The organism is Wolbachia endosymbiont of Drosophila seguyi (assembly GCF_028981765.1).
GTDB classification, from domain to species: domain Bacteria; phylum Pseudomonadota; class Alphaproteobacteria; order Rickettsiales; family Anaplasmataceae; genus Wolbachia; species Wolbachia pipientis.
This window is the reverse complement of the sequence record NZ_JAPQLM010000083.1, coordinates 1-22,451: the sequence shown is the minus strand read 5'-3', so window position 1 is coordinate 22,451 and position 22,451 is coordinate 1. Positions and strand designations below refer to the sequence as shown.

The 22,451-nt window shown below is 35.9% G+C and carries 21 protein-coding genes, 1 tRNA gene and 2 pseudogenes; 11 read left to right on the top strand and 13 right to left on the bottom strand.

The features are described 5' to 3' along the window. Positions 1-208, top strand: a pseudogene (locus tag OZD62_RS01745) (tetratricopeptide repeat protein); the annotation flags it as partial. 4 nt (positions 209-212) lie between these two features. On the opposite strand, the gene OZD62_RS01740 reads toward OZD62_RS01745, so the two are convergent. Beyond that, positions 213-437, bottom strand: a complete 225-nt coding sequence (locus OZD62_RS01740; RefSeq protein WP_152550491.1) for a hypothetical protein — start codon at positions 435-437, stop codon at positions 213-215. Positions 438-498: 61 nt separating this feature from the next. On the opposite strand from OZD62_RS01740, the gene OZD62_RS01735 reads away from it, so the two are divergent. From OZD62_RS01735 to petA, 4 genes are all read left to right on the top strand, one after another. After that, positions 499-699: a hypothetical protein gene (locus OZD62_RS01735; RefSeq protein ID WP_152550490.1), complete on the top strand. Its 201-nt coding sequence runs from the start codon at positions 499-501 to the stop codon at positions 697-699. 14 nt (positions 700-713) lie between these two features. Then, positions 714-786, top strand: a tRNA-Val gene (locus OZD62_RS01730). A 52-nt stretch (positions 787-838) separates the two neighbouring features. Next, positions 839-3,541: a DNA topoisomerase (ATP-hydrolyzing) subunit A gene (gyrA, locus tag OZD62_RS01725; RefSeq protein WP_070356997.1), complete on the top strand. Its 2,703-nt coding sequence runs from the start codon at positions 839-841 to the stop codon at positions 3,539-3,541. A gap of 92 nt (positions 3,542-3,633) precedes the next feature. Beyond that, complete coding sequence (petA, locus tag OZD62_RS01720) at positions 3,634-4,233, top strand: ubiquinol-cytochrome c reductase iron-sulfur subunit (RefSeq protein WP_010963095.1); 600 nt, start codon at positions 3,634-3,636, stop codon at positions 4,231-4,233. An 18-nt stretch (positions 4,234-4,251) separates the two neighbouring features. Here the strand turns inward: petA and priA are convergent, their stop codons facing one another. Continuing rightward, complete coding sequence (priA, locus tag OZD62_RS01715; protein ID WP_275019306.1) at positions 4,252-6,594, bottom strand: replication restart helicase PriA; 2,343 nt, start codon at positions 6,592-6,594, stop codon at positions 4,252-4,254. A 144-nt stretch (positions 6,595-6,738) separates the two neighbouring features. Here priA and OZD62_RS01710 point away from each other — a divergent pair, with 144 nt between their 5' ends. Further along, positions 6,739-8,523, top strand: coding sequence for a hypothetical protein (locus tag OZD62_RS01710; RefSeq protein WP_275019305.1), 1,785 nt, complete (start codon positions 6,739-6,741; stop codon positions 8,521-8,523). 72 nt (positions 8,524-8,595) lie between these two features. Here the strand turns inward: OZD62_RS01710 and thyX are convergent, their stop codons facing one another. The 3 genes and pseudogenes from thyX to OZD62_RS06230 all read right to left on the bottom strand — a co-directional run bounded on the left by thyX (position 8,596) and on the right by OZD62_RS06230 (position 11,666). After that, a complete protein-coding gene (gene thyX / locus OZD62_RS01705; RefSeq protein WP_010082033.1) occupies positions 8,596-9,450 on the bottom strand; it encodes an FAD-dependent thymidylate synthase in 855 nt (284 codons plus the stop codon). 9 nt (positions 9,451-9,459) lie between these two features. Next, positions 9,460-10,737, bottom strand: a complete 1,278-nt coding sequence (gene murA, locus OZD62_RS01700; protein WP_275019304.1) for a UDP-N-acetylglucosamine 1-carboxyvinyltransferase — start codon at positions 10,735-10,737, stop codon at positions 9,460-9,462. A 155-nt stretch (positions 10,738-10,892) separates the two neighbouring features. After that, a pseudogene (locus tag OZD62_RS06230) lies at positions 10,893-11,666 on the bottom strand (CPBP family intramembrane glutamic endopeptidase). Between OZD62_RS06230 and OZD62_RS01690 the strand changes: the two are divergent. Beyond that, positions 11,575-11,799: a hypothetical protein gene (locus OZD62_RS01690; protein ID WP_010082031.1), complete on the top strand. Its 225-nt coding sequence runs from the start codon at positions 11,575-11,577 to the stop codon at positions 11,797-11,799. The pseudogene OZD62_RS06230 and the gene OZD62_RS01690 overlap by 92 nt on opposite strands. 40 nt (positions 11,800-11,839) lie before the next feature. Here OZD62_RS01690 and OZD62_RS01685 read toward each other — a convergent pair whose 3' ends face one another. From OZD62_RS01685 to acpP, 3 genes are read right to left on the bottom strand one after another with little or no spacing between them, the layout of a single operon-like run. After that, entirely contained in the window at positions 11,840-11,965 is a 126-nt protein-coding gene (locus OZD62_RS01685; RefSeq protein WP_275019303.1) for a hypothetical protein, read from the bottom strand. Positions 11,966-11,990: 25 nt separating this feature from the next. Further along, the gene (fabF, locus tag OZD62_RS01680) at positions 11,991-13,262 is read right to left on the bottom strand and encodes a beta-ketoacyl-ACP synthase II (protein WP_275019302.1); all 1,272 of its coding nucleotides are present in this window, start codon (positions 13,260-13,262) and stop codon (positions 11,991-11,993) included. Positions 13,263-13,275: 13 nt separating this feature from the next. Beyond that, a complete protein-coding gene (gene acpP / locus OZD62_RS01675) occupies positions 13,276-13,536 on the bottom strand; it encodes an acyl carrier protein (RefSeq protein WP_006279836.1) in 261 nt (86 codons plus the stop codon). 145 nt (positions 13,537-13,681) lie between these two features. On the opposite strand from acpP, the gene OZD62_RS01670 reads away from it, so the two are divergent. Beyond that, on the top strand, positions 13,682-14,689 hold the full coding sequence (locus OZD62_RS01670; RefSeq protein ID WP_010082029.1) for a polyprenyl synthetase family protein: 1,008 nt from the start codon (positions 13,682-13,684) through the stop codon (positions 14,687-14,689). Further along, on the top strand, positions 14,682-15,623 hold the full coding sequence (locus OZD62_RS01665; RefSeq protein WP_275019301.1) for an FKBP-type peptidyl-prolyl cis-trans isomerase: 942 nt from the start codon (positions 14,682-14,684) through the stop codon (positions 15,621-15,623). Before OZD62_RS01670 ends, OZD62_RS01665 begins: the two co-directional genes overlap by 8 nt. A 68-nt stretch (positions 15,624-15,691) precedes the next feature. Here OZD62_RS01665 and hslU read toward each other — a convergent pair whose 3' ends face one another. Next, entirely contained in the window at positions 15,692-17,182 is a 1,491-nt protein-coding gene (gene hslU / locus OZD62_RS01660; RefSeq protein ID WP_275019300.1) for an ATP-dependent protease ATPase subunit HslU, read from the bottom strand. A gap of 1 nt (position 17,183) precedes the next feature. Continuing rightward, complete coding sequence (hslV, locus tag OZD62_RS01655) at positions 17,184-17,738, bottom strand: ATP-dependent protease subunit HslV (RefSeq protein ID WP_275019298.1); 555 nt, start codon at positions 17,736-17,738, stop codon at positions 17,184-17,186. A 115-nt stretch (positions 17,739-17,853) separates the two neighbouring features. On the opposite strand from hslV, the gene gshA reads away from it, so the two are divergent. Further along, positions 17,854-19,014 (top strand): glutamate--cysteine ligase, encoded by a 1,161-nt coding sequence (gene gshA, locus OZD62_RS01650; protein ID WP_010963085.1) that lies wholly within the window; start codon positions 17,854-17,856, stop codon positions 19,012-19,014. A gap of 3 nt (positions 19,015-19,017) precedes the next feature. Here gshA and OZD62_RS01645 read toward each other — a convergent pair whose 3' ends face one another. The 3 genes from OZD62_RS01645 to OZD62_RS01635 all read right to left on the bottom strand — a co-directional run bounded on the left by OZD62_RS01645 (position 19,018) and on the right by OZD62_RS01635 (position 21,655). Then, on the bottom strand, positions 19,018-19,815 hold the full coding sequence (locus OZD62_RS01645) for a hypothetical protein (RefSeq protein ID WP_275019297.1): 798 nt from the start codon (positions 19,813-19,815) through the stop codon (positions 19,018-19,020). 70 nt (positions 19,816-19,885) lie between these two features. Continuing rightward, positions 19,886-20,833 carry a ferrochelatase gene (gene hemH, locus OZD62_RS01640; protein ID WP_010082099.1) on the bottom strand — a complete coding sequence of 316 codons (948 nt, stop codon included), beginning with the start codon at positions 20,831-20,833 and terminating at the stop codon, positions 19,886-19,888. Next, positions 20,834-21,655, bottom strand: a complete 822-nt coding sequence (locus tag OZD62_RS01635; RefSeq protein WP_275019296.1) for a hypothetical protein — start codon at positions 21,653-21,655, stop codon at positions 20,834-20,836. It lies immediately after the preceding gene. Between the two features lie 113 nt (positions 21,656-21,768). Between OZD62_RS01635 and ndk the strand changes: the two genes are divergently transcribed. Continuing rightward, on the top strand, positions 21,769-22,188 hold the full coding sequence (gene ndk / locus OZD62_RS01630) for a nucleoside-diphosphate kinase (RefSeq protein WP_010082097.1): 420 nt from the start codon (positions 21,769-21,771) through the stop codon (positions 22,186-22,188). Positions 22,189-22,451: the final 263 nt, after the last annotated feature.

Sequence of the window (22,451 nt, the reverse complement as noted above, 5' to 3'; positions counted from 1 at the left end):
CCTCGATGAAAACAATATTTTTTATACTTATAATTTAGCTGTTATTCTAGATAAACTTTCAGATTTTCAAAATGCTACAATATTCTACTTAAAATTGTTGAACATGGCTACAACTTCGAAAGATGTGAGTGAAAAAATACCTTTATACAAAGTGACAGCAAGACTAAAATTTATAAAACTTCACAGCACGCACTCAAAGATTTCATAAAAGCTTATAGCTCACCTAAATCTAATTTATCGTATCTGTTCAAGGGAGTGGCTAATGTGCAAATATTGAAGCAAAGTGTGTGAAACACAGATGTACGAACATTTGTTTGCAAAGGTAATTTACACAACAAATGCATAACTGTACGAACATTGTGATTTTGGCCCATCAGGAGGGTGTCATCCCAGTGCTTGACACTGGGATCCAGGAATTTTATTAAGTTGGCGAGCATAAAAATAGCTGTTTTATGTAAAAATACAACGTTTTAATGATTATGAAAAAGCTGGATTCCAGTGTCAAGCACTGGAATGACACCATTCTTTTTTCTGGATCCCAGTGTCGGCTACTTGGATGACACCATTTATTGTAAGGACTTACCTCACATTTACTCTATGATTATCTTTTTAGATCACCTTGTCTACCTATTTTGCCACTCTGCTGAACGGATACAATTTATTGCTATTTTTGTTTACAATAATAATATTGAGCTATAGAATTAGATCTAAAGGGGCAATTAGCTCAGCTGGTAGAGCATCTCGTTTACACCGAGGAGGTCGGCAGTTCAAGTCTGTCATTGCCCATTTGCTTAACTGAATGTTAGTATTATTAATTACTTCAATTAAAGTATAGAAAATGCAGGATAATATAGTACCAATCTCAATAGTAAAAGAGCTGGAAGATTCTTATCTTTCCTACGCAATGAGCGTTATCATAAGCCGGGCTATACCTGACGTGCGGGATGGATTTAAACCTGTTCACAGGCGCATATTATATGCAATGTCAAGAGCTGGATTCGATGCCGGTAAGCCATATAAAAAGGCAGCTCGTATAGTTGGGGATGTAATGGGGAAATATCACCCACATGGTGATGCAGCTATTTACGATTCCTTGGTTAGAATGGCCCAAGATTTCTCTCTTCTTTTACCACTTGTTGATGGGCAAGGTAACTTTGGTTCGATAGATGGAGATCCACCAGCTTCAATGCGATACACAGAAGCAAGACTTCAAAAAGTGTCGCACTTTTTACTGAATGATATTGATGAAGATACAGTTAATTTTAGGCCAAACTACGATGGAAATGAAACAGAACCAGTTGTGCTGCCTGCAGAGTTTCCGAATCTATTGGTAAACGGTGCAAGTGGTGTTGCAGTTGGTATGGCAACCAATATTCCTTCTCATAATCTTGGAGAAATAATAGATGCTTGTATATTATATGTAAATAATCCTGAAGTTACTTTGGATGAGTTACTTGAAGTGATGCCAGGGCCGGATTTTCCAACTGGGGGAACAATTCTTGGAAGGTCTGGAATAAGATCAGCATTTGCAACTGGTCGTGGATCAATTGTTGTGCAAGGCAAGACTCATATAGAAGATCTGCCACAAGATAGGCAAGCAATAGTGATTGATGAAATACCTTACCAGGTAAATAAAGTAAAATTAATTGAGAAGATAGGTGAGCTTGTAAAAGAAAAAAGAATTGATGGTATAACAGAAATTAGGGATGAGTCCGATAAGTCTGGTATTAGAGTAGTAATTGACCTCAAAAGAAATGCTGAAGCAAGTTTTATACTTAATCAAATATTGGGGCTAACTCCACTAAGAAGTAGTTTTAGTGTTAACACTTTAGTGCTCAATAACAACAGGCCTGCTTTGATGTCATTGAAAGAAATCATAACTGCTTTTGTTGATTTTAGAAAAGAAGTATTAATCAGGAGAACAGAATTTCGTCTAAGAAAAACGAGGGAAAAAGCTCATATATATATAGGGCTCTACATTGCGGTCCTCAGCATAGATGAAGTGATAAAAATCATCCGCGGTGCAAAAGATCCTGCGGAAGCAAGTAGAGAACTTTTAAATAAAGAATGGAAAACTTCGAATGAAATCAATACTATTATCGAGTTGATTTCAGATAGCGCAAGCTTTTTGAAAGATGGAGTGTATAGATTAACTGAACTACAAATTAAAGCTATCCTTGATATGAAACTGCAGCGTTTAACAGGCCTTGAAAAAGACAAATTAGAAGCTGAGCTAAGTTCAATGATCAACCTGATAAAAGAATATATCGCTTTTCTTGGCTCAGGAGAGAAGTTGATGAAAGAAATAAAAAACAATCTACAAGAAATAAAGAACAGATTTGCTGTGCCGCGAAAAACTTCAATAGAAGAGTCAGACGCGGACATTGAAGCTGAAGATCTAATTCCACAAGAGGATATGGTGATAACCGTAACTATGAATGGTTATATCAAGCGTGTAAAACTTTCTCACTACAGAACTCAGCGTCGTGGTGGAAAAGGAAAGCTAGGACAGGGATTAAAAGAAGAGGATGTAATCACAGAATTATTTGTTGGAAATACCCATACTAGCTTTTTATTCTTTTCTAACATTGGTCGAGTTTATAGATTAAAAGTTTATAAGTTACCTCTTGCAGAGCCAACCGCACGTGGAAGAGCACTTGTTAACATATTTCCGCTTAGCGATGGTGAAACTATAACTAATATCATGCCATTGCCAAGTGAAAATGACGAAAATCAAAACATAGTTTTTGCTACTGCCTATGGAAACATAAGGCGTAACTCCTTAGCGGACTTTCACTATATTCCAAGCAATGGAAAAATAGCAATAAAGCTCGATGAAGGAGACAAATTAGTATCGGTTAAGGTATGTAATGAAATTGACCATGTTTTACTTTCAACAACGCTTGGAAAAAGTATCAGATTTGTTGTAAGTGATGTGCGTCAATTTAAGAGTCGCAATTCAGATGGCGTAAGAGGTATCAAACTTGTAAAGAATGACAGCGTGATATCCATGACCATATTAAATGGGATAGGTGTAGCAACAGAAACAAAAGAACTTTACTTAAAAGTTCCACTTGCAAAAAGACTGGGGACTGCAATTAATAACTCCATTGATTCTAAATTGGAAAAGACTTTGAATGATTTAGGAATAGATAACGAATTATTCTTAAAACTTGCAGTGAATGAGGAGTTTATATTAACTATTACTGAAAATGGCTTTGGTAAAAGAACTTCTGCGTATGAGTATAGAGTAACTAACAGGGGTGGTGTTGGTATCACCAATATTCTTACTACTAGCAGAAACGGTAATGTTGTTGCTAGTTTTCCAGTTGAGCAGGGTGATAATATAATGCTTATTACAGATAAAGGAAAGTTAATTCGCATTTCGGTCAATGAGATTAGAATTGCAGGACGCAGCACTCAAGGAGTCACTCTGTTTAAAACAGAAAGTAGAGAAAAAGTGGTGTCAGTAGCGAAAATTGAAGATCCTGATTCCACTGAAGATAGTATTTTTGAAGTTGAAAACTCTATCGCTTCTTAACCGTAGTATAGGTTAAACAAAAAGCGCAAGTTTTTGTTGATTAATACACAGTATTTAAATTAAAATATATACTTATGGCTAAGTAAAGATCAATGGACAAAAAATTAACTAAAAATAAAAAACCACTGGCAGACAAAGAGGATAAAAAAACACCTCCTGTTAAAGATCTTACTAAAAATAAGAGTAGGAGAGATTTTATAACATTAACTACATGCGCTATGGCAGGTATAGGAGCTGCAAGCGGACTTTGGCCACTGGTTAAATCTATGAATCCTTCTGCTGAAGTTCTAGCAACTTCCACAGTGGAGGTGAATTTGTCTGGAATTCAGGAAGGACACGGAGTAAAAGTAAAGTGGCAAGGTAAACCAGTATTCATTCGTAGACGCACAAAGCAAGAAATTGAGGCTGCAAGAGCTGTGAATGTGAAGAGCTTGAGGGATCCTCAATTAGATGAGCAGAGAGTATACGAAGGAAAAGACGAATGGTTAATTATGCTTGGAATATGTACACATCTTGGGTGTGTACCGGTTGACCACGCTACAAGAGATGGTAATGGTTGGTTCTGTCCTTGCCACGGTTCATATTATGATACATCAGGTCGAGTAATTGGGGGGCCTGCACCGAAAAATATGGCTGTACCTGATTATTTTTTTCCCAGTGAGAATGTTGTGGTAATTGGCAAGAAGGCTTAACGAATATAAATAAACTCGTTAAAAAAAACTCACAGGATCAACATCTATTATCACTGCAATACTCGAATTCAAGTTACAATTTTTAATCCAATATTTCAGCTTTTTTTGTATGGATAGACTATGCTTATTGTGTATTTTTAATAATACCCTATACCGATACTTATTATTTAAAAAATTTATCGCTGCTGGTGATGGGCCAAGAATTTCAAATTCCTTTTTGTCTACACCTACATTTTTTTCCTGGATACAAATAGTTGAGCTACTTGAATGACAGAGAAGAGATTTTACTATTTCATTCGCTGCTTTTTGTGTTGCAATCTGATTCTTACCACAGATTATAAGCGCTATTAATCTGCTAAATGGTGGCATTTTGGCTTCGCGTCTTGACTTAAGTTCGATTTCATAAAATGAGTCTCTTTTTTGATGCAGCAATGCTTTTATTATTGAACTTTCAGGATTATTGGTTTGCACTATTACCATTCCTTTTTCATTAAACCTTCCTGATCTGCCTGCAACTTGGTGCAATAATTGATACGTCTTTTCCGCTGCTCTCAAATCAGAATTTTCGAGACTCAAATCTGCATTCATTACTCCAACCAAAGTTAATTTGGGAAAATTGTGCCCTTTAGCAATTATTTGTGTGCCGATTATAATGTTCACCTCTTCTTTCAATATCAAGTCAATTACGTTACTAACCGACTTCTGATCGCTGCTTATCATCGCAGTTTTTGCGTTTGGTATTAATTTCACCATTTCTTCAAGCAACCTTTCAATTCCTATGCCGTAGAGGGACAATGGCTGTTCACTTTGGCAATTAGAGCATTTCTCTGGAAGTTTTAATTGATAAGAGCAATGATGGCACAAAAGAGCATTTTTTTTCTTGTGATATGTAAGCCAAACAGCACAATTTAAGCAGGAAATTTTATATCCACACTTTTTACAAATTGCCAGTTGTGCATACCCTCTGCGGTTTAGAAAAAGCATAACCTGCTGTTTTTTCTCTATGGTTTGTTTGATGCTTTCAAAAAGCTCAGAGGAGATCCATTGCTTGTTGTTCCTCATATCTACTACTTTAATGAGTGGCAATTCTGCACCACCAAATCGTTTAGTTAGCTTTACATGATTGTAATTCCCGTTTTTAACATGATGAATCGTTTCAAGCAGTGGAGTAGCTGATGATAAAATAATCGGAATATTTTCAAATTTGGCTAAGATTATCGCCATATCTCGAGCATTATATATAATTCCCTGTTCTTGTTTAAAAGATGAGTCGTGCTCTTCATCAACGATAATCAATTTTAGGTTTTTATAAGGCAAAAAAAGTGCTGATCGTGCACCAATAATTATCTGCGCATTTCCACTTGCTATATTGAGCCAATTATTCCGGCGAGTTTTTGGAGTGAGTCCTGAGTGCCATTCAACTAAGTTTTTTGATATCTGACCGCGAACACGATTTACCAATTGTGAAGTTAAAACAATTTCAGGTAGGAGGATTAAAATTTGTGTATTACCTTCTCCTGATGTCATTTCAACATATTCTGGTGTCATACTAGTACGTGGCAAAGACGGTATGCTAAATGTTACAGTGGGTTTTGCCTTGAGTATAAAGGTGTCATTCCAGCGCTTGACACTGGAATCCAGGAATTTTGATTGTAAATTAGGTATTGGTTTTAAGTTAAAATAAACATTTGTAATGAGGTTATATGAAAAACTGGATCCCAGTGTCAGGCTACTCGGATAACACCCTCTTGGTAGACCCAAATCACAATGTTCGTACAGTTGTGTCTCTGGGCACTGGGATGGTAAAGTCTGAGCAGCATTTGGAACGGCAGTGTAATTCTTAATCAATTGTGCAATCACAGAGAGATAAACTGCCGTTTTTCCAGATCCTGTCTCACCATCAAGCAAAGTCACTGAATACTCATTCAAACTGCCGATTATTTTATCACTAGCTACCTGCTGTTCAGGGCTTAATTGGCAACTTATTTCACTTATTTCCTGCTTCTGCTTAGCACAAACCAATTTATCTATGTGATTTACTTTTAACACTCCTCCCATTATCACTTTGGCAAGCATACCAACAGGTATTAAGTTATACTGCGCAACCCACTCTGCAAATGCGATCAATTTTGGTCTAATATTTGGTAAATCAATTTTTTGCTCAATAAATTTTAATTCTCGGTTACTTTTATCACTGTATTCCCAAACTATTCCGATTAAGCGTTTTTTGCCAAATGGCACCACTACGTAATCTCCAAGTAAAATCTCAGTATTTTCCTCAATTGCATATGAAAATAACTGATCAATTGGAAGTGGTAGTAATACGTCAACTGTTTTTGCCATAGTGATTGAGTTTAACATTGTTTTAAAGAGCTTGTAACTTTATTAAGCTTGGCAATATAGATGAATCGGTACAGAGAAAATCTTAACGTTTAACACATTTTTCATAGTACAGACCGTATGATTGATAAATAAAATGATTTATAGAATTTGTGGAGGCTACCAATGGTCAACGACAAGATTACTTTGAACTTTGAAATAGAAAAAGGCGAACCTATAGATCGATACTACTTTTCTGCACATATAAAGCTTACAGATGAAAGCAAAAATCTTTTGCGCGAGAAGCTTGGCAGTACAATTCAATTCGATAATCTAGATGATCACTTCAATCTTAACCATGAGAATTTTTATATCTACTACAACAAATATAGTGAGCACAATGGTAGAAGTGAGCTACACGTTAGGGATGATAACGGTAAATATTTAACCTCCAATCTTCCACTTAATTACTATGGATTCTCAATGGAACTATCACCTGACGGAGCGTCAATTGCAGATTATGGTTTTTATCCTCTGTATGCAATCTATAACCCAAATCACTATGATAAAGCAAAGGAAAAAGTATTTGATGATCACGGTGAATTGTCACCAATTGCATCAAATGTGTTAGATAATTTTTTAAGCAACACAAATAGCTTAACCACACAAGATATATTACAAAATGTATTCTCACAACTGCAGAAGAAAGCTGATGAAGAAGCAGAAAGATTGGCAAGAGAGAGAGAAGCAGCAAGACAAAGGGAGGAAGAGTTAAATGAAAAGAACGAGGAGTTAAAAGAACTTGTAGAAAAGGATGAGATTAAAATATTCAAAGTGGTAAAAGGTAATGATTTAGGTAATGGGCATTCAGCAGTAGTTTTACAACTTGATGGGGAAGAAGGTGACAAGATACCTCTCGACTCTAGTAAATACTACATAGCAGAGTATAGACACCACCCAGAATGGGAAGGCGATGAATATTTAAATTTTGTTAGCCCTGATAGTGATATGCTGGTTAATTATGAAAACTTATTTTTTGTGCTCAATCAAAGCTCCTACTCAGACTTTGAAAGTGGGTTTTATTCAGAAAACAGAACCGATCCCCATAATTATGCTAAATATTCAAAGGAACCATATTTGAGTGGTGACCAGCTATCTGAAAAATTATCTAATGAATTGGAGGAAGATAGCAATCAGATAGGTACTGAATTTACAATTGATGATGAGCAAGTAGACGAAGAAGTTGTGGTAGAGAGTGAAGCCAAGTCTGGGGAGAAAGGAACGGTTGGTGAGGATAACGCAAAAAATACTATACAGGAAGAAGAATCTAACTATATAGATCAAATGCAAGCGGATGATAGCAGCAGTTATAAACCAGCTTTGCAAAGCAATCGTGATGATTATGCTGATACGAAAAAAGCTCTGCAGGAAAAATTGCATGGAGATGAAATACACAAGCAAAGTAATGAGAAAGCTCAAAAAGATATAGAAGTAAAAAAAGTAACTGTGGAAACTGACAGTAGCAGTAATAAGACTGAAAAACAAACAAAACCAACAGAAGATGAACAAGAAACTGTTATGGCAAGTGTGATAGAAAATATGGATAAAAATTCTGATATTGAAGCAGAAACTTCTAACAGTGTTGCAAATTCACAACATCCCTTAAAAATAAAGACAGGAAGTCCTCTTGAAGTGGGAAAGTATAAGGTGGAGCTGCAAGTGACATATGATGATGTAAAGAATTTTTATGATACCGTACGTGGTAAATATCATGCTGGCGATGGATATAACTACGAACAAGTAATGGTTTTATATAATGAAATTGTTAGGCCCGCTCACAATCATCATTACGAGCTGTTTACTCTTGATGAAGCACATGTTGCTAATGATCACCTGTTTATCAAGGGTCAGGATTTTGGAACTCTAAATGATTTTAATGAGATGTTCTATAAAAGTGATGAGTTAATGTGATGTAAAAAGCAAGATTCAATCTGGTGAACGAGAGTTAACTGACAGAGGAGATTGACACGTATGCCTTTATCTTTAAGATTGTTTATCAAGTATAGACATCAGCTCGCCCCATTCTCTTTTACCAATATTACTTTCTTCTCTAGTAACGTTTTCCCCTTTAATTAATTTGCGAATTATTTCTAGACCAGTTCTTGAAATACAGGCTGATTCTAGGCAATATTCAACAAAGGCATTGTAGGCCAGTGGAACCCATTTTTTTATTATATCCAGCATAACTTCTGCATAAACTCTGATTTCATATTGGGCATGCTTATCAGCTCTAAGCTTCAAAAAATGAAGGAGATTATGCAGATCTATTTTCCAATAAAATTGCGTGTAGTAATTAAGCATTAGGTTAGTTCTGGCAATTTCTCTTGCAAGCCCCTGCTCAATAAATTTTTCATAATGAGAATATACTAAATTAGAGTCATTTATTAGAGAATCTATTATTTCCTTTGAGGTATCTGGATCAAAAGCTTCCCCGCTACCTTGTTTATTATTGTCAGATTGTTTTGCAACTTGTTCTGGTTTAGGTGTATAAAATTCATTATCAAGTATTGAATACCTTGCTGAATATTCATTCACATTTGCAGTTCTATGCCTTATCCATTGCCTTGCAACAAAAATTGGAAGTTTCACGTGAAACTTAATTTCACACATTTCAAATGGAGTTGTATGATGATGTCTCATTAAATACTTTATAAGTGCTTCATCCTGACTTATCTGTTTTGTTCCCTTGCCATAAGAAACACGAGCAGCTTGAACTATAGCGCTATCAGAGCCCATATAATCCACTACTCGAATAAATCCATGGTCTAATACCTTATGTTCTTCATATAAGATTGCATCTATTTCTTTTACTATAGTTCGTTTGGTTGCTTCATTCATAAAATATCCTCAAGACGCAATGGAGATATCAGCTCCACATGAATTGAGTTTTTCATGCATTGCTTCATATCCTCTCCATAAATGATGTGAATTGTTTATTATAGTTTCTCCACCGGCTACCAAAGAAGCAAGCACCAAAGCTGCTGTTGATCTTAAGTCAGTAGCATATAGATTAGCTCCAGATAAGCTTTTTATTCCACTTATAGTAGCTTTGCTTTTCTCGATGCTGATATTAGCACCTAACTTTCTCAATTCATCTGCATGTGTAAATCTGTTTTCAAAAATGTTCTCTTCAATTACTGATATCCCATCAGCGATGCACATTGCAGACATCAGTTGTGGTTGCATATCACTGGGAAAATTGGGATATGGATCTGTCGCAACGTTAGCAGACTTAATAGAGCCATTTTTTCTGGAAATAACAATGCCTCCATCATACAGTTCAACCATAGCTCCTATAGTCTCCAACTCATTTGTAATACACCTTATATCAGATAGATTTATTCCTTCCAACTCCAACTTACCACCGGTTATTATAGCAGCTAGTGCATAGGTGCCTGCTTCTATGCGATCTGGTATTATTTGATGAACACATCCATTTAGTGCTTCAACTCCTGTTATTATGACCTTTGTATTATCAATTTCAATATCAGCACCCATTTTCTTCAGAAAATCTATTAAATCAAGAACTTCCGGCTCAGTTGCAGCATTGTTTATTGTTGTCACTCCTTCTGCAAATGTTGCTGCCATTATTACATTTTCTGTTGCGCCAACACTTATTTTCTCAAATGTGATTTCTTTTCCTTGTAGCTTTCCTTTCACTGTTGCAATTATATTATAGCCGTCAATTTCAATTTTAGCTCCCATTTCTTCTAATGCTTTAATATGCATATCAACGGGACGCTTTCCAATGTTGCATCCACCAGGAAATGCTGTTCTCGCTTTGCCAAATCTGCTAAGCATTGGACCCAATATTAGAAAAGAAGTTCTTAGCTTACTTGCGGTTTTATATGGCATCACGTGATTGTTGATATTGCTGCAGTCAATTTTCAAAGTATGGTTCGCTTTATAATTTTTATTGTGCATAAAGTTCACTTCTGCTCCAAGACTTTCAAGCAACTTAGACATTAGATGCACATCAATTAAATCAGGTACATTATGCAAAATTACCGGGGAGCTACTTAATAGACTTGCTGCCATTATTGGTAAAACAGCATTTTTTGAGCCATTAATCTTGATTTTTCCGACCAAAGGTTTGTAGTTATTTCTTATTAATATCTTGTGCATTTAATTAGATATAAAGTATAATTCATTAGTTTATTGAAGTCTTACTAAGTATAATAGATTGACCGTAAAAGGCAAAATTTGCTTTTTCTTCCTCATCATCCCAGTGTCATGCTACCTGCATGACACCTGATGCGAATTGCCCCCGAAATTTTATACTATGAATTACTCAAATGACGCTCTCGAGCTTTATCAAACCAAATAACACCAATTGCAACAATGAAATAACCAGCTGCTCCTAATGTAAGGCGAATTACTGCATCGAAAGTTGACAGAGGAGGAGACGGCATTAGAATGCTCAAAACACTATACACAAGATTATTTGTTGCATGAGCAATAGTTACTGGCCAAATCGAGTTGTCTTTTTCAAACAACCAGGTAAACATTATAGACATTGCACAAATATAAAGGGTATAAGCACAAATAGTCGGGAATGTAAAGCCATCCTTCCACAAAGCTGAGCCAGCAACCACATAAGTTGGTATGTGCCATACTGACCAAATAATACCGACAATAATTGCTCTGATATAAAAATTTGATATTTTGCTTTTAAGATTTTTCAAAAGATAGCCACGCCAACCGATCTCTTCACCAAGAGACATAATGATCTACATCACAAAGGTTGATAATAAAACAAATAACATCACTAATGGACTCAAAACTGCACTCAAATCCTTTACACGGTCTAACGTAAAAGACTCTCGGAAAAATGAAAAACCGCAATAAATTGACAAAAGATCATTGGAAATTAGCATACTTACCAGAATAAGTATAAACCCTAATAGACAGTTTTTTGGCGAACTAAGTTTAAAAAGATCCCTTACCTTCTGTTTATTATAAATGGTTAGCAAAATTGCAACTGAAGCCGGAACAAATGTTGTTAATAATGTTATGTCTTTGAAAGGTAAGCACCAAGCTATAATGCACGTCAAAAAATATGTAATTACAACAAATAATGTACAATTAATAGTGGTTAAATTCATGCATACGCCCATCAATTCCTTTTCTGCATTATTGATCTTTATTCATAAATTGTCAATAAAATACTTCTTCAGGGATGAATAGAATATTTTTTCTTTTTGAATTGCTATTGATAGTTTAATTTTTATATGTATTCCCTTTCACAACCGTTTGTCATCCCAGTGTCACGTGCTGGGATGACAGTAGGAGAGCTGCTTGCATGACAAGAGGAGGGTACTGGAATGACAAGAGGAGGGTACTGGAATGACAAGAGGAAGACACTGGGGTGACATCAACTAAACTTGTCCAAATATGAGCGATGCATTAGTGCCACCAAAACCAAACGAATTAGAAAGTGCATATTGAATTTTATGCTCCTGAGCTTTAAACGGTACAAAATTTAAATCACATCCTTCTGAAGGCTTGTGTAAATTTAAGGTTGGCGGAATAATTCCATTATTTAACGCAAGAATACTGAATATTGCTTCAACGCTCCCTGCAGCACCAAGTAAATGTCCTATAGAAGATTTAGTTGAAGAAACAGGTATTTTATAAACGTAGTCACCGAATAACTGTTTCATTGCTATTACTTCAATTTTATCTCCAAGTGGCGTTGAAGTTCCATGTGCATTGATATACCCTACTTGATTGGGATTAATTTGTGCGCTCTTTAAAGCAAGCTGCATTGCCTTAAATGCGCCTCTTCCTTCTGGATGTGGTGCTGTAATGTGGTGCGCATCTCCTGTGAGTCCGTACCCAACCAGTTCAGCATGTATTTTTGCCCCCCTTTTTTTCGCATGTTCGTATTCCTCCAGCACCAATATACCTGCTCCTTCACCCATAACAAAACCATCGCGTTCTTCATCCCATGGCCTTGAAGCTTCTTCCGGTTTATCGTTAAATTTAGTTGATAACGCCTTCATAGATGCAAAACCTGCAATTCCAACTCTACACAGTGCACTTTCTGCTCCACCTGCAATCATAACATCCGCTTCACCAAGTTTTATAGTTCTTGCTGAGTTTATGATTGCATGCGCACCTGTTGCACATGCGGTTACTGCTGAATCGTTTGGACCTGTAAATTCGTATTTAATAGAAATATGGCCAGATATCAAATTTATTAGACTTGCAGGGACAAAAAATGGACTGACACGTCTGGGCCCTTTTTCCTGCATGGTAATAACATTTTCCTGAATTGACGGAAGACCACCTATACCAGAGCCAATAGTCACACCAACACGTTCCCGATTGATATTTTGGCTTTCCAAAATTAATGAATCATCTACTGCCTGAATAGCTGCTGCAATACCGTAATGGATAAAACGATCTGTCCTTTTTGAGTCTTTCTCAGAAATATAATCTAGTGGATTGAAATGGTGCTCAATGTTGTCTGATTGCAACGGCACCTGCCCTGCAATTTTGTAAGCAAGATCAGAAGAGTCAAATCTATCCGTATTGATTGCTTTTATGCCAGACTCACTTTTTATTAGCCTTGACCAAGTGTTGTCAACATCTGCCGCTAGTGGAGTGATTAAACCAACACCAGTGACTACTACTCTTCTGCTCATTTAACACTAACTATTAGCCTTTTTTATTATTAATGTACTCAACTATTTGCTCCATAGTTTCCATTTTTTGTGCGTCTTCATCTGGAATTTCTATTCCAAACTCTTCTTCTGCTGCCATGATGATTTCAACTGCATCTAAGCTGTCTGTACCATGCTCCGAAAGCTTTGAAGAGCTGTTGAATTTCTCTACATCCTTACTAATATGCTCTAGTATAATCTTTTTCACTTTTTCTTCTATGTCTTCTCTAGTGCTCTTTGCTAGTTCGCTATTCACATTTCTTACCAAAAAAATAACCTATTCTTTGATGTTATAAAAAATTTTTATGTTTGCAATATCTTTTATAACTGGTAAACTACAGTAAAGTTTTCTACTGCCCTAGCTGGCTAGCGTTACGTGCTAAACAATTAACAATTCAAAAATGCTAGACGAAACAACAAAAAATTTGCTTATTGTAGAAGTAAATAAACTCTTACCCGAAAATAGCGAGAATAAGCTTATATCAGCTATGCGTTATATACTCCTTGCTCCTGCAAAACATATACGCTCCTTTTTAGTCGTAGCTTCATCGCGAGTGTTTAACGCGGAAGCTAAAAAAGTAATATCAGTTGCTGCAGCAATTGAATTTGTTCATGCTTACTCTCTAATTCACGATGATTTACCGTGCATGGACAACAGTGATACTCGCAGAAGCCAGCTAAGCTGCCATAAAAAATTTGATGAAGCAACAGCAGTGCTTGCCGGAGATGCACTACTTACTCTGGCTTTTGAGGTATTATCTTCGTTAAATGAGAAACGCTGTGAGATCATAAAAGTTCTTTCTCAGGCAATAGGAATTAGGGGAATGGTGGGAGGACAGGCTTTAGATATTAACAGTGAGCATATAGATTTTAGCCCCCAACCCTCTGTCATTCAAGTAGCGGACACTGGGATCCAGAAGGCTTTGCCTACAAGCATTTCGTGCAAAAAGCCATGCGATAGTGGAGCTGAACATGAAATGGATTCCAGTGTCAGCTACTTGCATGACACCCTTTCTACCTTAAAACTACAACATTCGTACGGCTGTATGTATGACGCTGGAATGACGTCGGGCCAAGCTGATAAAATAAAAGAAATTCATTTGATGAAAACCGCAAAACTATTTGCAGCTTCATGTGAAATAGGTGCTATAATAGGGGGTGCTACAGACAAGCAACGTAAAGCGTTATATAACTATGGAATAAATCTAGGGCTTATCTTTCAAGCTAAGGATGATATTGAAGACTACGAACAAGATAAAACAAATAATCTTATGTCTGTGCTTGGTAAAAGTGAAGTAGAGGACTATATAGACGGCCTCTTTAAACAAGGCTTGGATAATTTGAGTGCGCTTTCAGGGGATACTAATTATTTATATGATTTATTGAATCAAGTAAAGAAAGATGGTTAGAAAAATTATATTACAAATGCTTATTTCCGTAGTAATGATTCTCACTTTAACTTCTGCTTTTGTGTTTACTATTGTCTATATAAACAAAGATAAACCGGAAAAAAAGGACAAGCTTTATGAGATAAATGCCACGCATGGTGGTTTGATACAGACGATAGCACATTACCTAGTGAAGCCAATACTTGAATCAGCACTTGACCGCTATATTGAAAAGCATGGGCTGACAGAATATTTAGAAGAAATAACGCAGCAAAAGGAAGAAGATTCAATAAATTTTTATGAAATTACTGAAGGCAGTGGCAGCAAGGCTTTTTGTGGCCTGGAAGTCCTATTGCAAATATATAAAATTTCTAATAATAACTCAGCAACACTCCCTAGCAAAGTTTCTGATGTTACTTTGAAAATAGGTCAAGATGACCTAAAAGAAGTGAGTTTAGGGGTAATAGGTATGAAAGAAGGCGGAGAGCGTGTAGTTACTATTGCCAATGAGAACAAAATGAATTTTAATTCTTATTACGTCAAACTGATCGAAGTAAAGGATAAATATCCCGACTCAGTAAATAATCTGATGGTTTTTAATGACTTAATTAACAAGACTGGAAAACAAGTAAGGTGCGGTGATGAGATATCGGTTAAATATAGCGTAAAGGAGCATAATGGGGAATATATAGTCAAAGATCAAACAGTGCAATTTAGGGTTGGCGATAAAAAAATACCACTTGCTATAGAGCTTGGAGTTGTGGGAATGAGAGCTGGTAATAAAAGAACTATTCTTTCTCCGCCTGACCTTTTGACTATTACTGACGATATGTTAATAAAAGACATAGATTATGATGAAGAAAATATCTCAATAATTGACTTAAGCTTAGATGTTAAGCAAGAGGTCGCGGCACACCATTCTACTGTTGAAAAACAGCCTAAAGAATATAGCTGAAATTTTAGGTCTACTGGCTAATCTTCTGAACACTCTCTATACTACTTAAAGTAGGCTTTTCGTTTTTCCTAAAGTATAAACTTAGATAAATCAAGCTGCTTCGAAATTGACTCAAGTTTATCTTTTACATACTTGCTGTCTATAATGAATTTTTCGCTATTTTTCTCAGAAGCAATGAAACTTATTTCATCTAAAAGCTTCTCCATGACAGTGTGAAGCCTTCTTGCGCCTATATTTTCCACTTGCCTATTAACTGTAAACGCTATTTCAGCTATGGTTTTTATACCATCATCAGTGAACTCAAGTGTCACATTTTCTGTTTTCATTAAAGCTATGTACTGCTTTAACAAACTAGATTCTGGTTCCTTTAATATTCTTATTAAATCCTCTTGAGTAAGTGCCTTAAGTTCTACCCTGATCGGTAATCTGCCCTGCAATTCCGGTAAGAGGTCAGATGGTTTAGACTGATGAAAAGCACCAGATGCAATAAATAATATATAGTCTGTTTTTACATGGCCATACTTAGTTGTAACAGTTGTTCCTTCAAGTAATGGTAACAGATCGCGTTGCACTCCTTCTCTGTTTACTTCACCTTTTACTTCTGTACGCGCTGCAATTTTGTCTATTTCATCCAAAAATACTATACCGTCATTACTAACAAGATCAATGGCTTCTTTGATTATCTTATCTTCATCCATTAGCCTTTCACTTTCTTCATTAATTAATATTTCACGCGCTTCTTTTACCTTCACCGTAATAGTTTTTGTTTTTTTGCTCCCGTTAAACATCTTGCCCATTATTTCTGTTACATTCATCACACCAACTTGCCCACCTGGCATGCCTGGCATATCGAAAGTAGGTAACATACCCTTGCTCTCTCTGACGTTAATAGAAACTTCTCCGTCCTCAAACTCTTTATTCCTCAACCTTTCTCTAAAAATTTTTTTACTCTCTTCGGTTGCATTTTCGCCTACCATAGAGTTTACTATTGTTTTCTCAGCTAAAATTAAAGCCTTTTTAGCTAAGGCTTTACGGGCTTTCTCTTTAACTAAAACTATTGCTGCATCAACTAAATCGCGTATTATCGAATCAACGTCACGTCCAACGTACCCTATTTCAGTAAACTTCGTTGCCTCAATTTTTATGAACGGTGCACCGGCAAGTTTTGCTAAGCGACGAGCTATTTCAGTTTTACCAACCCCTGTATGACCGATCATCAATATATTCTTAGGTATGATTTCATCACGCAATGGAAATGGAACCTGATTGCGACGCCAACGATTTCTGAGCGCAATAGCAACAGCACGCTTTGCATCATCCTGTCCGATTATGAATCTGTCCAATTCTTTAACTATCTTCTGTGGTGGCAGGTCATCTAACAAAACTTGAGTGCTGTCATTAACTTGAACATCGCTGTCATTTGAATCAAAACCACTCTTAGTATCTTTATAGAGGTTATCTTTTTCATCGTAGGTGTCACTACTGCAAGACCGCCCTTCTGAAAGGGTTATGGGCTGATTGGAAAAATTGGTGCATAAAGTTTTTTGCTTGGAAGACATATCACTCCTCTATCTTTTCAATAACTACATTATGATTTGTATAAACACATACATCGCCAGCTATCTTCATAGCCTTTTTCGCAATTTCCTCTATTGATATTCCTTTAATGTCAATTAAAGCTCTTGCTGCAGATAGAGCAAAATTTCCCCCAGAGCCAATAGCTGCGACTCCATCTTCAGGTTCAAGAACATCACCTGTTCCCGTAATTACTAATGAAATAGATTTATCTGCAACGATCATCATAGCTTCTAATTTCCTCAGATATTTATCCATTCTCCAGTCTTTTGCAAGTTCAACACATGCTCTCATTAATTGCCCTGGGTGCTTGTCAAGTTTAGATTCTAATCTTTCAAAAAGAGTAAATGCGTCGGCTGTTGCCCCGGCAAATCCAGCAATTACGGAATCACCAGAAAGACGCCTAACTTTTTTTGCTCCAGATTTTATAACAGTGTGGCCCAGTGAAACTTGTCCGTCACCTATTACTACTACACTTTTATCTTTTCTAATTGATAATATAGTAGTGCCATACATTTTATTGTTATCGTGTTGAATCATTTTTCTATCACTTTAAATAAGAATCTCATTATACTTTAATCTTTAGTCAAATTTACTAAATATGTTCAACTATAGCTTATAATATAATACCTTCCTTATAACATTTAAAGTGCAGATGCAAAACATAATTCACCCAGATTTGGAAAAAAGTATAAATAATTGGTTCGAAGCAAAATTTAATGGCCTTACATCGCCATTTTATAGCTCTATAGATCTTAGAAACTCTGGCTATAAAATCGTTCCAGTAGACGCTAATTTATTTCCTGCGGGGTTCAATAACTTAAGTGAAGAATCAAGAACGATGGCAGCAAGATTGATAAAAAGCTATTTTAAAAGACATCAATACAAAAAGGTTCTTATAATACCGGAAAATTATACACGCAATAAAATGTATATAGAAAACGTATTTGTTATAGAGAAAATACTACAACTCGCAGGTTTTGAGACTAGAATTGGCCTTTTATATAATGAAGTATACAATTTAATAGAACAGTATGAAACTGTTGTGAAAGAAAACTCTCTGCTAAAGACAACTTCAGGATTTGTGCCTGATGTTATTATACTGAACCGTGATATGACGAGCCACATTCCAGACACGCTGAAAGACGTAAAGCAAGATATAGTACCAAGCCCACTATACGGTTGGCATAGCAGGCAGAAATTTAAGTATTTTGAAATCTATCAAGAATTAGCATCTGAGTTTTGTGGCAAATTTAAAATAGACCCATGGCTAATTTCTGTGCTTACAGAGAGCTGTGATGGAGTTGATTTTGATGATGATTTGTCACTAGGAGCAGTAGCAACTAAAGTTGACCAAATATTATCTCTAGTGCAAAAAAAATACGAAGAATATAAAATAAAAACACAACCTTACGTTTTTATCAAAGCAAGCAATGGCACATATGGGATGGGCATTATAACAGCAACAAGTGGAGAGGAAATATTAAACCTCAATAAAAAAAAGCGTCATAAAATGAAAAAGATAAAAGAAGGAATAGCAATCAATAGCGTTATTATACAAGAAGGTGTACCAACCATTGACATGTTTAAAAGCAGTTCTGCAGAACCGCTAATATACTATATAGGAGATACTTCAACATGTTACTTATACCGATGTAATAGCAGAAAAGATGTATATTCTAGCTTGAATGCCACTGACTGTGAGTTTCATGATGTTAGCCAGGTTGTAGAAGGTAAAATTCTATCACTTTGGAGTATTGTTAGCAAATTAGCAGTACTAGCGTTGGCAGTAGAAATAAAATCTTTTCATCCCTAATTCTTATACCTCTACAGTGCTGTCATTAGAACGACCGTTTATATTATGAACATCATCAAGTTCAGTGGAAGGATCATCATTGACAGGTTGATTAAACAACTTATCAAGTTGAACTGCAAGAAATACTGCACTATATATTATGCTGACTGTTACGCTTAAGTTGAAATTATAGATTATACCACTACCCAAGTTTATTGGTATAGTTGGAGTTTCTATCCTTCTTAATATGAAGTTTAATAAACCTAACGACAAAGTTAATGTGCTGATAATAAGGTCCTTCTTACACTTAGCAGACTTTTCAGGATCCTTATTATCCAGATATTTCTTGCATGTATAATAATAGCTTATAGGTTCTGAAATGAACAAAAATAGGATCGTTGATGTTGAACTAATATAACTTGTTACATCTGCATTACCTTTAGCCAAAAAATGGATGACTTTCAACATCATCAATGCTTCTATGGTGCTGCTTGCAAGATTAGCCGATTTACCCACAATTTTTGCCAGCTCTTTTTTACTCTCAGGGTTTCTGTAATCCTTAATTAGATCCTGTAGAGTAAATGCAGAATGGGCAATGTATAGAATAGATGTCGGAAACTTTACTAGTCGAGCAACATTCCGTATAAGAAAGATATTGGATCTATTATTGTCAATGAACTCGCAGCAAAATTGCAGTGAAATCTTACACAATAGGGCTGTTAAACCTGTTGTGATGCAGATTACCTTCCTGAAATCATGATCATAAATATCATGCACCCTTTGTGCGAGTATGTTAGATTTCTTTTTTAGCTTGTTTGGCATGAAATAGTTAATAACTTCCTGTTATTCTATCACATAAAATCCTAAAAGAAAAGCCCTATGAATCAGGACTTTAAGGGAGATTTATGCACAAATCGGCTAAGCATTTTATAAACAAGGGATCGGTACTGAGAGTTGGCACACGAAAGTAATATCCATCCTTGATAATTGCTTTATATTCTATATCAAGTTCAACTAGAGTTTCTGAATGCTCAGAAACAAAAGATATAGGTGATAGAACTACAGGTACACCATCAGCTTTTGCGCGTAATAGCTCACTTTCAGTGCTTGGCTCTAGCCATTTTACAGGACCAATCTTACTCTGATAACATATTGACCAATCTAAGTTATTGATAGCTAACTTTTCTACTATTAACTCTACGCTTCTTTCTACCTGTGAAGCGTAAGGGTCGCCCTTTTTAATGATACTAAGAGGTAAGCTATGGGCTGAAAATAGGACTCTTGGTTTACCGATTTTTCTAGCCAACTTATAGTACTTAGCTATCAGATTAGTGTGAGCTTCAATAAAATCTTGGTTATCATAATAACGGTGAATCATTTTTGTATTGCATTTTAGGCCATACCGTTTAGCATTTTTTTGCCAATTCTCGATGGATGACAGAGTTGTGGTAGTTGAATATTGTGGATACAGTGGCAGCAGAATTACTTCGTCAGGATCAAACTGTTTTACACTTTCAATAACTTCGTCAGCAAATGGACGCCAATAGCGCATGCAGATGAATACCTTGTGTACATGGTTTCTATTTTCGTTTAATTTTAGTTCTGAAGCATTAGCTTGCATTTTTGTATTCTCTAGAATTGGCGATTTACCTCCGATTTCCTCGTATATTTTTCGTGCAGTATTTTCTCGTTTCGCAGATATAAACTTTGCTAAAAGAAACCTAAAGGGATTCGGTAGATTGATTATTCTCCTGTCATAAAAAAGGTTGAATAAAAAAGGACGGACCGCATTTAGTGAATCAGGCCCGCCAAGATTAAATAAGATAACTGCCTTTTTCACCTACGCACTACTACAACAAGTTACTTCTGGGGTGCCTATAAAATTAGCTACACACTCATCAAATTTAGTTATAGGCACTAAATTTCTTACACTGGCATACAATAAGTGGCCTGATCTCTTCAGGTTACTCTCGGTGGATGTGAAGTTCCAATCGAAAAATGTATCGACAAAAAGACTTGGTACCGTTTCAAGAAGTTCAACAGCAGCTAAAGATAGCATTATACAACTTTGCAGGACATTCAGAAGAACCTTGAGGGGAAAAAGTAAAACTTTAACGAAAAGAGAGGTGCTACTTGTTTCATCCAGTAGTCGCCCTGAGTTAGGCGAATTATACTCGGTGTGTTTTCTATTTTGATCAAAGATAGGAAATTTTATAGTATCTTTCTTAAATTCCGCGTCTATTTCTTTTCTACTATGGTTAGTGATTTTTTCCATTAACTTCTCACGCAGATGAAAAGTTCTGACAATAAAACATGTGGCAATCATTAAGGAAGCACATAAAAGTGCGCATTGCATGAGGCTCATACTGCCTAGCATAGCTGGCAGTGCAAAACAAACAAGCGGTGCTATGATTGTCATTTCAAGAAATGGAATAGTGTTTCTTTTCATTGCAAAGGCAGCACCTTCTTTTAATTTTGTATTATGATGTGAACTATATTCCAAATAACTTAAAAATGCCAGACTAAAAGTCAAAAACCCTTTTGTTCCACAAAAAAGTGATGACTTAAAGTTACTTACTAATTTTTTAGTAGTAGATTTAGCTTGTTTTTTAGTGGTAGGCTCAGCTTGTTTAGTAGTGTTATTTTTACAACATTCACCCATACAATACCTCCTTGATGGTTTATTCTTAACTATAAATAAAAAACTGCTTTTATCAAATCAAAATTTACAATAAAATAAATCTATAAATATACTATTTTATATAAGGAAATAATATGGCAATTGAGAGAACACTTTCGATATTAAAACCTGATGCAGTAAAAAATAATATTACAGGCAATATAAATTCCTACATCGAACAATCTGGGCTGAAAATCACAGCACAAAAAATGATGTTACTAACAAAAAAACAAGCAGAGCTGTTTTATGAAATTCATAAAGATAGGCCTTTTTTTGGGGAATTAGTAGAGTTTATGACCTCTGGTTCTGTGGTAGTTCAAGTTTTAGTTGGTGAAAATGCAGTAAGTAAATACAGACAAATCATGGGAGCTACCGATCCAAAGCAGGCAGATAAAGGCACAATCAGGGGTGATTTTGCTGATGATATTAGTGAAAATAGAGTTCACGGCTCAGATAGTCTAGAAAATGCTCGTAAGGAGATAGCTTTCTTTTTTGCTGAATGTGAGTTGGTGTAGTCAACTCAGATTGGCGTCATCCAAGTAGCTGACAACATAGAAACGAAAAAACTTCCTTGACAAACCTCGCCAGCCCCCTTATCATGAAACTGAAGCTATTGTATTTGCTTTCGCCAATCTGCAGATTAAAAGGTAAGGGTTACTTAATGTATCGGCGTCTTATGTTCAATTTTTTGCAGTATATAGATACTGCATGTCTTTACAAAACTTCATCTACATCTAGATTTTTATCTAAATAAGCTGAACGCGCTTATAAAGCGTTA